Origin of the sequence: Flammeovirga sp. SJP92, from assembly GCF_001583495.1 — a bacterium.
Taxonomy (GTDB): domain Bacteria; phylum Bacteroidota; class Bacteroidia; order Cytophagales; family Flammeovirgaceae; genus Flammeovirga.
In genome coordinates this window covers 61,562-76,506 of sequence record NZ_LQAQ01000089.1, presented here as the reverse complement: position 1 = coordinate 76,506, position 14,945 = coordinate 61,562, and the positions used below count along the sequence as shown (strand labels likewise).

The 14,945-nt window shown below is 35.8% G+C and carries 9 protein-coding genes; 5 read left to right on the top strand and 4 right to left on the bottom strand.

All coding sequences use genetic code 11. The features are described 5' to 3' along the window. Nucleotides 1–159: 159 nt before the first annotated feature. The 5 genes from AVL50_RS18860 (at nt 160) to AVL50_RS18840 (ending at nt 7,257) form a co-directional block, all read left to right on the top strand. Nucleotides 160–1,224 carry a hypothetical protein gene (locus AVL50_RS18860; protein WP_062618041.1) on the top strand — a complete coding sequence of 355 codons (1,065 nt, stop codon included), beginning with the start codon at nt 160–162 and terminating at the stop codon, nt 1,222–1,224. A 246-nt stretch (nt 1,225–1,470) separates the two neighbouring features. Next, the gene (locus tag AVL50_RS18855; RefSeq protein WP_062618040.1) at nt 1,471–2,655 is read left to right on the top strand and encodes a DegT/DnrJ/EryC1/StrS aminotransferase family protein; all 1,185 of its coding nucleotides are present in this window, start codon (nt 1,471–1,473) and stop codon (nt 2,653–2,655) included. Nucleotides 2,656–2,661: 6 nt separating this feature from the next. Continuing rightward, nucleotides 2,662–3,741, top strand: a complete 1,080-nt coding sequence (locus AVL50_RS18850) for an iron-containing alcohol dehydrogenase family protein (RefSeq protein ID WP_062618039.1) — start codon at nt 2,662–2,664, stop codon at nt 3,739–3,741. A 321-nt stretch (nt 3,742–4,062) separates the two neighbouring features. After that, a complete protein-coding gene (locus AVL50_RS18845; protein ID WP_062618038.1) occupies nt 4,063–6,099 on the top strand; it encodes a 7TM diverse intracellular signaling domain-containing protein in 2,037 nt (678 codons plus the stop codon). Between the two features lie 99 nt (nt 6,100–6,198). After that, nucleotides 6,199–7,257 carry a DUF3667 domain-containing protein gene (locus AVL50_RS18840; RefSeq protein ID WP_062618037.1) on the top strand — a complete coding sequence of 353 codons (1,059 nt, stop codon included), beginning with the start codon at nt 6,199–6,201 and terminating at the stop codon, nt 7,255–7,257. Nucleotides 7,258–7,329: 72 nt separating this feature from the next. Here AVL50_RS18840 and AVL50_RS18835 read toward each other — a convergent pair whose 3' ends face one another. The 4 genes from AVL50_RS18835 to AVL50_RS18820 all read right to left on the bottom strand — a co-directional run bounded on the left by AVL50_RS18835 (nt 7,330) and on the right by AVL50_RS18820 (nt 14,751). Next, the gene (locus AVL50_RS18835) at nt 7,330–8,769 is read right to left on the bottom strand and encodes an RICIN domain-containing protein (protein ID WP_157491442.1); all 1,440 of its coding nucleotides are present in this window, start codon (nt 8,767–8,769) and stop codon (nt 7,330–7,332) included. Between the two features lie 216 nt (nt 8,770–8,985). Then, on the bottom strand, nt 8,986–9,810 hold the full coding sequence (locus AVL50_RS18830) for an alpha/beta hydrolase (protein WP_062618035.1): 825 nt from the start codon (nt 9,808–9,810) through the stop codon (nt 8,986–8,988). 2 nt (nt 9,811–9,812) lie between these two features. Then, a complete protein-coding gene (locus tag AVL50_RS18825) occupies nt 9,813–10,757 on the bottom strand; it encodes a hypothetical protein (protein ID WP_062618034.1) in 945 nt (314 codons plus the stop codon). Between the two features lie 64 nt (nt 10,758–10,821). Then, a complete protein-coding gene (locus tag AVL50_RS18820; protein ID WP_172826882.1) occupies nt 10,822–14,751 on the bottom strand; it encodes an Ig-like domain-containing protein in 3,930 nt (1,309 codons plus the stop codon). Nucleotides 14,752–14,945: the final 194 nt, after the last annotated feature.

The following is a 14,945-nucleotide window of genomic DNA, read 5'->3' as shown; positions in this document are numbered from 1 at the left end:
ATCATTAATTATTCGATTTTGATCAAAATGTATAAATCATCAACTTTTTTATGTAACTGTTTCGGTACACAAACCAAGATATTTGTAATGTAATCAATGACGGTATCAGCCTGATTTGAAATTAATCCAAATATTATTCAATCATCTCTGCTACGAAACATGGAAAAGAAAATTTTACAATTTGGTCTATTAGTTTTTACATTATTTGTTCTTTCAAATCATTCATATGGTCAAGGCTCTGTATCCAATATTGCCATTGACGATGTATATAAAAGTTATACTGATAGTTTAAAGAGAACTGAGTATCCTTGGCATTATCCAATCATGGGGGCAAAACTTCGTAAAATGGGATTTGACTTACCATTTCCAAATGGATTTATGGTCAATTATGCCTATTCAAAACAAGACTTAATGGTCAATAACCTTAATGTAGGTTTAAACCCGAATAAATTATTCAACGTTGATGGTTTTGCCCGATTTAATAATATCACACCAAACGTACAGGCCGTATCTGCAAGATATGATTTCTGGTTACTTCCCTTCTTAAATGTATATGCTATTGGCGGTTATATTAAATCAGACACAGAAGTTTCATTAGGTCTTCCTTTTAACGCCAACTTTACAGCAAGAAGCGAAGGACCTTCAGTAGGTTGGGGTACTGTGGTAGCCGGTGGTTTTGGTCCTATTGTACTTTCTGCAGATTTTACTCAGGTTTACACATGGACAGGAAGCACTGATAAAGCAACGAAAACAAATGTGATCAATGCCAGAATGGGTCATATGTTCCGTTTTAGAAAAAAGCCTTATCGAAATATTGTGGCCATGGTCGGTGTGCAATATTTAGGATTAAATAAATCGAGTGGCGGTTCTGTCAATGTAGAAAAACTTGTCGGCATTACTCCAGAAGGGAAACAAAGAGTCAGTCAGAATCTAGACACTTGGTATGGTCAATTGAATCCAACAGAACAGCAGATCATAGAACCCATCTATCAGGGTGCAAGCCGTCTGTTGAATAGCCCTGACCCAATGACATTGTATTATGAGTTTGACAAAACATTGTACTACCCTTGGAGTATGTCATTAGGAGTAAACTATCAGCACAACAAAAGATATCAATTCACCGCCTTATATTCTTTCTTAGGAAGTAGAAATCAAATTGTATTTGGTCTGAACTATAGATTTGGTTTCAAAGGTAAAAATGTAATGAGTGGTGTCACGTTCTAGTTTTTAATATTTATTCTCAACTTTAAAAAGAGGCATTTCACAGTGTCTCTTTTTTTATTTCTCCTCTTCAGAATTAAATCTCAAACAATTATTAACAATCATTTTTGACAAGTCGCCAATCTGAAGTGTTTTATCTAGAGGAAGTCCAAAAATTTAATGATTGATCACCATAACCCTTCATAAATTTTTGTACCTTTGCCGGACTATATAAATTGGAAAATTTTAGTAAAATAATATTATATAATTATGCCAGGAACGGAATATTTTGGTGCAGAAGAAAGAAAAGAAGTAAATGACGTATTAGAGTCAGGAATGCTTTTCAGATACAATCACGATGACCAACGTAACGGTCATTGGAAAGCTCGTGAATTCGAGCAATTATTTGAAGAATATACTGGTGCTAATCACGCTCACGCTGTATCAAGTGGTTCTGCTGCTGTAGCTTGTATGATGGCTGCTGCAGGAATCGGACACGGTGATGAAGTGATCTGTACTCCTTTCACTTTTATTGCTCCTATTGAAGCAGTATTATTTGCTGGTGGTATTCCTGTATTTGCAGAAGTAGATGAGACACTTAACTTAAGTGCCGCATCAATTGAAGCTGCAATTACACCAAGAACAAAAGCTGTTTTATTGGTACACATGTGTGGTGCCGCAGCTGATTTAGATGGAATCAAAGCCGTTTGTGATAAGCATAATATCAAACTTTTAGAAGATGCAGGACAAGCTTTAGGTGCTTTCTACAAAGGAAAACACGTAGGTTTATTTGGTGAGGCAGGTGCTGTTTCATTTGACTTCTTCAAAATCACTACTGCAGGTGAAGGTGGTGTTTGCTTTACAAACGATAAAGATAAATATGAGGTGATGGCGCAGTTCTCTGACCATGGTCACTCTCACGTTGGCGATAACAGAGGTATGGAAGCTCATCCTGTTTTGGGCTTCAACTACCGTTTAGGAGAATTGAACGCGGCTATTGCAGTAGCACAAATGCGTAAGCTAGAAATGATCCGTGCCAACAACAAGAAGAACAAAGCTATCTTGAAAGATAGATTGAAGAATGAAGTACCTTTTATTACTTTCCGTTGTCTTCCAGATGAAGAAGGTGATTCAGCTACTTTCTTAAACTTCTTTATGGAAACTCCTGAATTAGCAGAAAAAGCTTCTAAAGAAGTACAAGGTGTGGCGTATTGGTATACAAACATGTACCACTTCATCAATCAATGGGATCACTTAAAGGCATTGAAATCTCCATATAAATTGGCGATTCATGACTATGAGCACCGTCAAGACTGGAATAATATTGAGCTTCCAAAATCACAAAATATCATTGGTAGATTATTATCAATTGGTATCCGTGCCACTTGGACAGAAGAAGAGATCAATGCATTTGCTGATCAACTAATTGCTCAATTGAAAAAAGTAGTAGAATAAGAAATCATGCATAAGAATTTTAAAAACATAGATAAAATTGTTTACGGTAAAGGTGCATTCAATCAAATTGATGACATTCTTGCTGCTAAACGTGATGAGAACGATAAATTTATGGTTTTCATCGTAGATAAATATTTCGAAGGCAAAGAGCTTGCTGATCGTATTCCTGCACATGATGAGGATATGGTTTTCTTTGAAGACATCGATCAATACGAGCCTACTACGGATCAAGTAGATAATCTTCGTGACAAAATTCTTGCTGAAAAAGGTGTTCCTGCTGGTATCATTGGTATTGGTGGCGGTTCTATCATGGACATCGCTAAAGCTTTATCTTTGATGGTAACAAACGAAGGTTCTTCACAATTGTACCAAGGTTTGAACTTGGTGAAGAAGGCTGGTGTTTACCACATGGGTGTTCCTACAGTAGCAGGTACTGGTGCTGAATGTTCTATGACAGCAGTATTAACTGGTCCTGTGAAAAAATTAGGTTTGAAGTGTGACTGGACGGTATTCAACCAAGCTGTTCTTGACCCTGAGTTATTGAGCACTGTTGATACTAACCAATGGTTCTATACAGGTATGGATTGCTACATCCACTGTATCGAAGCAGAAAGCGGTCTTTACTTCAATGCTTACTCAAAAGCATACGGCGACCAAGCTTTAGCACTTTGCCGTGAGGTTTACTTGGGCGACAACGCTGGTCAAAACTTAGAAAATGATGAGAAACTAATGATCGCTTCATTATTTGGTGGTCTTAGCTTAACATACTCTGAGGTGGGTGCATGTCACGCTTTATCTTATGGTTTATCAAAAATCTTAGGTACAAGACATGGTTATGCTAACTGTTTAGCATTCTATCACTTAGAGGAATTCTATGGTGATGCTGTAAACGAATTCAAGTCAATGATTGAAAAGCACAATGTTGATCTTCCTCAAGGTCTTTCGAAAGAATGGTCTGAAGAAACAATTGATGCTATGGCTGAAGTTGCTTACAACCTTCCTCATATGTGGAACCACGCTATCGGTCTTGATTGGAAAGAGAAGTGGACAAAAGAGGATATCAAGAAATTATATAGAAGATTATAATCATCCATAATCTTTCAATTTCAAGGTAAGTCTGTAATTTTTTATAGGCTTACCTTTTTTAATTTACTGCCTCACCCCCACTAAACAATTGTTAACAATTATCTAAAAAACTATTTACCAGGTATTTAACAAAACAATACTTTATATCAAAGCTCTCATTGTTTTCTGTCATTCATTTTCAATAGATATTTATCTTATTTTTGATTGGTTTTATTTATTAAAATCGTTTCAACAAGATTTTACTATTGTTAAACCAGAACTTTTTGATTTTTTATTCTTGCATAACTAGAATACTTACAATTTACTTCTACCGAAACAGCAATGAATAGTTACAGATTTTTTTTACTGCTCTTATTTTTAGTAAAAGCAACAGCTACTTGGGCTTCTTCACCTGTAAATATTAGTGATCAAACTGAAATATTTATTGATGAACTACATCAATATGATATTAATACAGTACAAAATAAAACGTTTCAAATTTCAAATAATGAAGTTTTAAACTTTGGAAATAATAAAGCAATCATTTGGGTTCGATTTAAGCTTCCAAAAGGGCTTAACGAACCAATTCTACATCTAAAAACGGCTTTAATTGAAGATGTAAGCCTGTACTCTCCTATTGGAGACGTCATTTATCAATTACAAGAAGATGGGTACAGAAAAGACTTTTACAGCAAGGAATATCAAATTCCCAATACGTATTTTAATATAAATGAGGAATTCAATCCCGACCGCTATTTTTATTTAAAAATAAACGCCAATTACCTTCAATTCTGGCTTTATTATGGGTCGTCAAAATCCTATATTCAATACATTTATGATACAAGTATCACAGATGGCATTTATTATGGATTCATCCTTATCATGCTGATATACAACTTATTTGTATATTTCACAGCTAAAGATACCACTTACCTTTATTATGTGATTTATGTATTAGCGATTGGTATGATGGTCGCTCACTTTCAAGGACATGATGCACACATATGGGGCAGTGTTGGTTTTATTGCTGAAAGAGGGCCTATGTGGCCTGCTGTTGCGGGACTCGCCTCCGTCCTTTTCGGTTATAAATTCCTGAAGATCAAAGAGTCACTCCCTAAATTAAAGCTCTTTTACTTCACAGGTATGGGAACATTTAGTGTGGCTATTATTGCAGTTCTTTTTGGGTTTAATTTGATCTGCTCATTAATCAATCAGGTGAGTGGTTTCTTCGGAGCCATTATCATGTTGTATTCTTCTATTGTCCTGATTAAGAAGGGAAATAGAGAAGCACGCCTATTTTTAGTTGCTTTTAATTTTTATATCTGTGCCGCACTAATCTTTGTTTTAGCTGGAGCTGATATTATACCATATAACAAGTTTACGGATTACGCTTGGCAGATTGGATCTACTTTAGAGATGTTTTTCTTAGCCTTGGCGATTGGTCAAAAAATCAATCAGCTCGAATTAGAAAAGAATAGTCTGATTCTCAATCAAAATAAAATGCTTGAGGAAAAAGTGGCGGAAAGAACGGAAGAACTCAATGCTACCAACGAAGAACTGAACGTTTTAGTTGAACAAGTGTATCAGCAAAATGAGATGATTCATAAGAAAAACTCTGACTTAGAATCTTCGATTAATTACGCTCAAAGAATTCAAAATTCTATTCTACCAACAGAACTGGAATTGAAAGAAAACATTAGTTCTCACTTTATCTTTTATCAGCCTAAAGATGTGGTCAGTGGTGATATTTATTGGTACAAAAAAATGAATGGCTACCATTACCTTGCTGCAGTTGATTGCACAGGACATGGAGTTCCTGGAGCATTTGTATCAATGATGGCAGGTAATTCATTACGAGAAATTGTTACCGTCTCTAAATCTTCGTCTCCTAATGAAATACTTGATCAGCTGGACGAACATGTGACAAAGAATTTCAATCAGAAAAATAATAACAATAAAGAGGGAATGGACATTGCTCTTTGTATTTGGGATGATAAAAAGGAAAACCTTTACTATTCAGGTGCTAAAAACCCGCTTGTTATTCTCAGAAAAGACAGAAGCATTGAGTTGATCAAAGGCGATAAAAAATCGGTTGGAGGAAATATCCACCCACACTACGATGCCATGACTTTTACTTCTCATCATATTCCGCTTACTGATGACATCAAAGGTTTTTATATTTTCTCTGATGGAATTCAAGATCAATTTGGTGGTGAGAAAGGAAAAAAATTGATGCGACAAGGTCTTCTCAACATCATTCATGAATATAGAGAGTTGGGTATTGAAGAACAGGGACCAAAAATTATTGATGAAATTGATAAATGGCAAGGAGATCAAAAACAGATCGATGATATGTTATTAATTGGATTTTTACCATAATCGTATATATTTGAAGCATGCTTGATACATTTCTCAAAAAATATCAGGCATGCTTTTTAACTGACTATAAACTTCCTTTCTAAATAAAGTTCTTTTTAAATGATAGAAAAAAAGTCATACTGTACTAACTGTAGTTATAAATTTACGTCTGATGAGCACTTCTGCCCGTCATGTGGTCAAAGTAGAGCAAATTACAACACTAATTTTCTTAGCATCATAAAAGATTATATCAATGAAGCTTTTGGTATTGATTCTAAGCTTAAACATACTTTCCTACCCTTTTTTACAAAACCACAGTTTCTTACCGAAGAATATTTAAGTGGAAGAAGACAGAGTTATGTTCATCCTGTCCGACTGTATCTAATTTCCAGTTTATTTTTCCTTTTCATTTTTAATAATGTCATCATAGACAAACACTCGTTCAGTCTCGATTTAGAAAAACACCTTCCGAAAGAAAGAGGCACTCCATTAGTACAGTTCAATGCTGATGAAGAAGAAGAAGCACAAAAAGTGGAAGCTCTAGTCGATTCTATAAAGAGTGAATATCAGGTAAATGATGACCTAGAAGAAGGAGAAGACGAAGAGGATGATGACGATGGCAGCCTCCTTTCTGAAGCAGATGACAAGAGAATAAAAGATATCATTTGGTTCATTAGAGAAACAGAAACCGTAGATGATCAAACGATTGAGGATTCTTTAGGGATCACTTCTTGGTATCAGGTAAAGATGATCAAACAGGCTCAATATTTTTATAAAGAAAAAGGAGTGACATTTTTCCAGACGGTCATTGAAAATATTCCAATTGCCATTATGCTCTTGGTACCTCTTTTTGGTCTGTATCTTAAATTACTATACATTCGTAACCGAGAAAATTTATACATTCAACATCTCCTGTTTTCAGTACATTTACACGCCTTCACCTTATTTATGTTTGGTAGTATGATTTTGATAAATCTTATTCCTTGGGGTATAAAAAGTTGGATGCTTTTTGTTTTCTATTTCTATTGGACAGCAGTTGTTTTGATTATGTTTAAAAAATTCTATAAACAAGGGTGGGCAAAAACGATTATCAAACTATTCTTGGCTTCCTCTATTCACAGTATCATGATTTTCTGGGTTATCTTATTTGAGATTGTCATTAGTTTATTGATCTTTTAATGTTTCGATATAAAATAAGAGAAAGCCTGCTCGAATCAATAGAGATTCAAGCAGGCTTTTCTTTTTCACAAATTAATTGGCCTTAATCAGGCTCCATTGTGACCAATCACCTGTCCAAGTGTCAGGTACTTGGTTGATTTTAATCAAGTCAACATCATTGGTGGTTGAAATATCATCGTAATTTCTCGCTTTCAACCTTTTTCCACTTCCTCTGTTTTCTATAAAAACATGAGTCCCATCCACATCAATAAACCTCCATTGTGTATGTAATGCAAGACCGGTAAAGTTGGTTTTTGCTCTAATATTGGCATAATCATCATTTGTTTCTGGCCTCATATACACTCCACTTCCTCTGTTTCTCAACCTAAACCACTCCCCTTCTACAGGAATCAATTCCCATTGAGAATTCTCTCCATTCCATGAGTTAGGTACTTCTACAATTAATGAATTATCAATACCGTTTTCATAAGGCTTAATACGATCAGTAGTTTCCTTGTTTTGAATAAGGTAATACTGCGTAATCCAATTTTTATAATCTTGACCCGAATTCATATCTACTCCTTCTACAGTCAAAGTAGATGCATTTGATTTCCAATTTATCCCTTTAAAAGAATCATAGATAACTAGCCCATCCACACCGTTTTTGATGGCTGCGTCAATTCTCACATCCAAATTGCTGAACTTTTTATTCTGATTAGTTTCAGAATCCCATACAGTTAAATTTCCTGCAGAAGCTATAAAAGTGGGCCAAAGGCTATGCTGAAAACCAAGGTTATGAGTGGTGGCAATGGAAATATAATCTTTGATATTTGTATTGTCTAAGACTAAGATTCCAGCTTCAATACCCCATGTACAAGGCCCAATCAAGGTTGCTCCGTTTAAATCAGATGCGTGAAGTTCTGAGAAGATATTATCCATCTGATTGGCATACCAAAAAGCACCTGGTCTCCCATCTTCGTTAAAAGGGCAAACCCAATCTACTTGATATTGTTGAGTGAAAGCTTTGATTCTTGATACCAATGCATTTTTGGCCGCTGTTTTACCTAGAACAGAAGGGCCAGCACCGCCTTCTTCGTCATCCAAAATACCGTTGGCAATTCTTTTACCTCCTTCCCATTTTGCTGGATTGGCAAAAATTTTAAAACCTGCCGCTTTTGCTTGAGTATAGAGGTAATCATAAATAACTGGATTGGGATTGACATTATCTGCAAAAATAGCGATTCGAATACCGCCAACTCCCATTTCTTTAAATCCACCTAATATTGCATCTACTTCTTGAGTTGTCTTAATACCATTATGAATTTGACCTTGTTTTACATCTCCTAAAACAATATCAAGTTCCTCTACATAATGATGCATGGAAAGGCTAGATACCCTTTGATTTGACAGTTGATTTTCAGTTGTTGTTTCAACAGTAGCACTGATCTCAGTTACCCTGTTATTACAAGAAAAAATAAGTAATAATAGATGAAGAGCCACAGTAAACTGAAGCCATAAGTTGCGTTGTTTCATTTCAATACTTTTTACTGGTTGTAAAGGCATGATTTTCATACCTTTTTTGTCTAATTAGAACTTACACGTGTAGGTTATTAGTTTTTGATTACCGTAAATGTATTGAAAGGCGACAGTTTCAAGAGGGGAAAAATTGGTTTAAAACGGCATTCGAATTGTTATTTCACCATCATTATGATAAAACTTCTTTCCCCTCTAGGCTTCTAAACTGTTAACTCAATTTACTTTATTAAAATAGCCCAATGACTGTAAAAAATCGTCTGTATCTTTCATAGTACTTGTATAATACTTCCTATTTTTCTCTTTGTAATTGAAGAAACCGTGCTTCCCTCCCTCATAGATTTTCAACACACATTTACTTTTCACTTTCTTCATTATATGCTGATAATATTGTGCTGTCGTCACCGGTATCAAATGGTCTTTTGTGCCTAATAATATGAGTGTGGGCGGTGCACCTGTTACAATATTATGCAATGGAGAAAAACTTTTGTATTCCATGCCTATTCTTTCAAATCCATAACCACCAGGGCCGTTATCTATCACTGGATTAAAAAGGACCAGAACATTTGGTTTACAACTATAAGTTAGATCATCAGAAGCATCATTATAACCTTCCACAACTGCAGTTGCAGCAGCTAAATGTCCTCCAGCGGAACCTCCTGAAGCGATAATTCTTGATGGATCGATTTGTAATGACTCGGCATTTTTTCTTAGAAACCGAATGGCTGATTTAGCATCATTCAAGGCCTGAAATGGCGTGGTGTTATTTCTCTTAAATACCCTGTAATCAGCAAGGAAACAAATGATTCCTTTTTCAGCGTAATGCTTCGCATGTCTTTCAAATTGGCTTCTCGTCCCCGTATTCCATCCTCCTCCAAAATAAAAAATCATGGCTGGATACCGTTTCCCTTCCACCATTTCTGCAGGCTTATGCACTTCAAGGTAAAGCTCTACAGAATCGATACTCTTATATAAAATTTCTTCTTGTGCGTAGGTGATAGTAAAAGAAAAAAAGCACAAAACTAATGCTAGTATTTTCATTTTTAGATTTTAGTTACACTAGTGTCTTGCTTCAAATACTTCTCCACCCATTGCTCTCCAACGGCATTCAAATTACCTGTTGCAAGGTCAATTCCTTTCCATGAGTCATAAAGAACAAGACCGTTGACCCCTGCCTTCATTGCAGCATCGATTCTAATGTCTTTTTCCTCATATTTTTTATTCATATTGGTTTCAGAATCCCAAACTTTCAAACCTTTAGCCGACTTTAAGAATTTAGACCACTTGTTATGTTCAAACCCAAGGTTATGTGTTGTTGCTACAGAAATGTAATCTTTGATATCTGTTTTGTTTAAGATTTTCGTTCCTGAGCCTACACCCCAAGTACATGGACCTATTAATTCAGCTTTAATATTATTTTCAGCCAATCTTTGATAGGTTTGGCTGATTTGGCTTGCCGTCCAATATTGTCCTGGCTTTCCATCTTCGTTGAAAGGGCAAATCCAATCTACGGGATATTCTTTAGAGAACTTCAAGATACGTTCCACCAATATATCAGTGGCTTGACTATCTCCCAAAACCTTCTGTCCTGTATTCTTACCCTTGTTGATTCTATTGACAATTCTTCGGGCACCTTCCCAGAGTGCTGGATTGGCGAATATCTTAAAGTCTCTTCTTCTAGCTTCGTGATATAAATAGTCAAACATCTTTGGATTGGGGTTCACTTCCTCTCCAAAAATAGTAATACGGACACCATCCACATGCATTTTCTCAAAACCATCTAGCAGATTATTGATCTGTGTGGTGTCTTTCAGTTTATTGTGAATCTGAGCTTGTTTTACATCTGCAATAACGATCTCTAGATTTCCTTTGTATTTATCATTTTGTGAAACTTGATCGCTTGTATTCTGTTGTTGTTTAGTATTCACACAACCTGCCAACATTACAGCTGTCACTATAATTGTTGTAATTTTCTTTAATCTTAACATCTTAATTTTGGAAGTAAATAGGTTGCCTGAAATTAGACAACCTATTGGTTTACACTACTTATTATTACTTAAACACAACCTTTTTCAAAAGGAAGTCATTACCTACACCTACTTTTAATAGGTATAGTTTATTAATGTCAAATGAATAAGGGACCGTCACTGTGCTATTAGGTTGTACCTGTTGCTTTTGATTGAAAATCATTTGACCATTTAGATTGTAAAGCAGGAGTTCAACGGCTTGATTTCTCTGAGATTTATCTTTGATCACAATACCGTCTGTAGTCATAGTCACATCCAATACTTTTTCTAATTTATTTTCTATGCTTGTTACTTGTCCATCATTGACCACAGTGATTGTAACTGTAGCAATATTACTTTCAGTTTCACCATCATTGGCTACATAAGTAAATGTCACTACACCTTCAAAACCTGACTCTGGATAGTACTCTACACTATTTCCGAAGTGATCTAAACGACCTACTTCCACATCTTTTACAATATGATAAGTCAAAGCATCATCATCTTCATCCGTAGCTTTTAATTCAATGACCGTAGACGTTGAATTTTTCACTTCTAGTACTATGTCCTCTGCTACAGGAGCGGTGTTATCTGAAGGCGTTTCACCATTACTTCTTACAAGGAAAGTAATTGTTGCTACTTCGCTGTCTTCATAACCATCATTAATTACAAAAGTCATTTGATCTTCACCGCTGAAATCAGGATTTGGAGTGTACGTCAGGTTAGGAATTTCTCCAGTAATAGTACCATTGGATGGCTGAGTCAAAATACTGAAAGTAATAGGATCATTATCCGCATCATTTCCGGTTAAAGTAAATGATTTTGATTCACCTTGATTCATCAATAATTGTTGACTATCCGCAACTGGTTTACTATTCATAAAAGGAGTAACATTGACGGTCACTGTAGCTGTATTACTGTAATCTTCTCCATCAAATGCTCTGAAAGTGAAGACCTCTTCTCCCGTAAACCCATCATTTGAACGATATACTACATTGGGTAAGTCTCCCGTTAAAGTACCATTTGTAGGCTGATCTACTAACTCATAAGTCAATGCATCTCCGTCTTCGTCTGTCGCTTCTAAAGTGATGGACAAAGGTTTGGTTGACATGATTTCCAATGTTTGATCTTTGGCTACGGGTACAGAATTTGGAACCGCTTTGACTGTGATGCTCACTGTTGCTGTATTACTATAGTCTTCTCCATCAAATGCTCTGAAAGTAAAGCTGTCATCACCTTCGAAATCAGTATTTGATGTATAAATTAAGTTAGGAAGATCTCCTGTTAAAGTACCATTTGTAGGTTGATCAACTAATTCATAGGTCAAAACATCCCCATCATCATCCGTGGCTTCAAGCGTAATATTTAAAGCTTGATTTGTAATTACTTCCAATGTTTGAGGCTTGGCAACTGGAACTGAGTTTGGTATAGGTTTCACCTCAATAGTTACTGTGGCAACATTACTGTATTCACTGCCATCAAATGCTTTGAATGTGAAGCTGTCATTGCCTTCAAAACCATCATTCGATACATATGTCAAATTAGGTAGATCTCCTGTCAAAGTACCATTTGAAGGTTGATCAACAATCTCAAAAGTTAAGTCATCTCCTTCTTGATCCGTTGCTTCAAGCGTGATGCTCAATTCCTCTTTTGCAATTACGTCGAGGTCTTGATCTTTTGCAATAGGCGCTGTGTTTGGCAAGTTCGTTACTGTTATAGAAACGGTTGCTACATTACTGTACTCTTTACCATCATAAGCTCTGAAAGTGAAACTGTCATCACCTACATAACCATTGTCAGATACATATTGTAAATTTGGAAGATCACCTGATAAAGTACCATTCGCTGGCTGAGTCACTAATTCATAAGTCAGTGCATCATCATTTTCATCTGTGGCTTTCAATGTGATGTCTACTGTCTCTGAGGTCATCACTTTAACAACTTGATCTTCTGCTTTTGGTGGTACATTTGGAGCAGGGTTTACCGTTATCGCTACGGTTGCAATTTCACTATACGCAATTCCATCAAAAGCTTTAAAAGTAAAGCTATCATCACCTTCAAATCCATTATCTGAAACATATTTCAGATTTGGCAAATCTCCAGTTAAAGTACCATTGGCAGGCTGATCAACAACCTCATAACTCAATACATCTCCATCCACATCAGTTCCCTCTAACGTAATTGGCAACTCCACGCCAGAAATTACCTCTAAAGTTTGTGGATTGGCTACTGGTGCGTTGTTATTTTCATTTTGAACAGTTACTGTAATAATACCTTCATTACTATCAACTCTTCCATCATTGGCTACATAAGTGAATGTCTCCTGTCCTTGGAAGTTTTGATTTGGAGTATATTGATAAGCACCATCCACCATAGAAATCACGCCATTTTGAGGTTGCGTTTTGATACTTAACTTAATAATATCATTATCTGCATCAGTGCCCTCTAATGTAAATTGAACCGCAACACCTTTAGCAGTGCTAAGTGTCTTATTCTCTACAATTGGAGCAACATTACTACGGCTGTTTGTATTATTTCTAAAGTGTTCATTTAGTGCCTCAACCTCCGCTTTCTTTGCTGTTAATTCACCAGCTGTTTTCGATTCATCAAAAGCAAAATCTACAGCAGATTGTAAAACTTCTTTATAGCGGTTAACGATTTCCTGTACATATTCAGTATCTCCGCTTCCAATTACAGCATTGACATATAAATCTTGACCTGTTAGAATTTCAGCATATAAATCATACGCATCTGCGGGAACTACAGTACCACGAATACTTACATTATCAAACGTGAAATATTCTCTAAGTTGAGTGTTATCGGTTTTGCCTGTTCTGTTCAAACCAATCAAAAAGGAATAGCTGTCTTCAAATACCAAATTGTCATTAAAGAAAGCACTCATGTAATCCATGTCTTTGATGCCATCACCATATTTTTCTACGCCAGCCACTACATCTGCTTGATAATAATCAACCCTTGTTCCTGCACCGTCTCTTAATTTATCATGATAAATTGATGCTCTATACACTCTCGACTTTCCATATTCTCCAGAGCCTGCAAATTTCAATTCATAATTATTGATCATTGCTTTATACCCACTAGCAACATTCATATCGTAAATAAAACCAACATTCTTGAAGCCTAAATTATTGCTATTGCTAGCTAGACGGATTGAAAAAGTTCTGTCCTGCTTCCATTGTGATTCTCCATTTTGTCTACTGATCTCTGTAGCAGATACTTTTTCTGAAGATGAAACCGCACTCATATCTTTATTATTTAGAGCATAATCCACCTCAAAAGTAGGAATCGATAAACCTTCAACGTACTCTCCTTCAATGATCACTTGGTCTACATACCAGTTGAAAATATCATCTTCATAAATTCCTCCACCTTGTTCATCTGGAATTACATTTCCTCCTACTCTTTCTCCTCTACCTGTCAAATAAACAGAAACGTACTCCCCGTTTTTCACCATACTGTATTTATCATTTGGAATATATTCTGTTTCTTCCAATTGATCTGAAAATAGAATATTGTCAGAGGATTGTTCAGAATCAGAATTTGAAATTGAATTTCCATTAACCTGAGTTCCTACTCTAAACATATAAGTATTTCCAGTTCCCCCCTCAGCAACTGCATCAGGATCTCCCGCATGATCCGATTTTTGAATCACTCTTACTTTATTGATCTTAAACTTTGCTCCCTTATTGGTATGAATATCAAAACGGAAGAAAGTATTAGTATAATTTGTAGCGTTGTTGTTGGTGATTTGGGTCACAGCCATATTGTCCATGACCCCCTGATTTACAAGCCTTGAACCTCCTACTATTGCTCTTTGCGGATACAAAACATCATCACTGATTGTAGAGGTAGAAGCCTGAAAACCATTTTGAAAGTTATAAGTAATAGTTACTGCTTCTTGAGCATAAGCTGTCCAAGAGAATAGTAACAGAAAGCTAATAATAAATCTTTTCATTGTCATTCTGATTATGTAGTGTTTATGTAGATCTGCAACCTCTCTGTGATAAGTACTAGGATATATGTGATGAAACTTTTTTTAGGTAAGAGTTAAGAATGAAGAGGGAAGAAAAATGGTTCGTGTTATGGTGCATAAAATAGTTTTTAAAACACAACACAGATCACCTTCCCTCATCCCTCTTACCTCTTCCC

What these genes read in the sequence shown, in the direction of transcription:
- AVL50_RS18845 (WP_062618038.1), top strand. Translation starts at nt 4,063, where the DNA reads ATGAATAGTTACAGATTTTTTTTACTGCTCTTATTTTTAGTAAAAGCA.
- AVL50_RS18855 (WP_062618040.1), top strand. Translation starts at nt 1,471, where the DNA reads ATGCCAGGAACGGAATATTTTGGTGCAGAAGAAAGAAAAGAAGTAAAT.
- AVL50_RS18820 (WP_172826882.1), bottom strand. Translation starts at nt 14,751, where the DNA reads ATGAAAAGATTTATTATTAGCTTTCTGTTACTATTCTCTTGGACAGCT.
- AVL50_RS18860 (WP_062618041.1), top strand. Translation starts at nt 160, where the DNA reads ATGGAAAAGAAAATTTTACAATTTGGTCTATTAGTTTTTACATTATTT.
- AVL50_RS18830 (WP_062618035.1), bottom strand. Translation starts at nt 9,810, where the DNA reads ATGAAAATACTAGCATTAGTTTTGTGCTTTTTTTCTTTTACTATCACC.
- AVL50_RS18835 (WP_157491442.1), bottom strand. Translation starts at nt 8,769, where the DNA reads ATGAAACAACGCAACTTATGGCTTCAGTTTACTGTGGCTCTTCATCTA.
- AVL50_RS18840 (WP_062618037.1), top strand. Translation starts at nt 6,199, where the DNA reads ATGATAGAAAAAAAGTCATACTGTACTAACTGTAGTTATAAATTTACG.
- AVL50_RS18825 (WP_062618034.1), bottom strand. Translation starts at nt 10,757, where the DNA reads ATGTTAAGATTAAAGAAAATTACAACAATTATAGTGACAGCTGTAATG.
- AVL50_RS18850 (WP_062618039.1), top strand. Translation starts at nt 2,662, where the DNA reads ATGCATAAGAATTTTAAAAACATAGATAAAATTGTTTACGGTAAAGGT.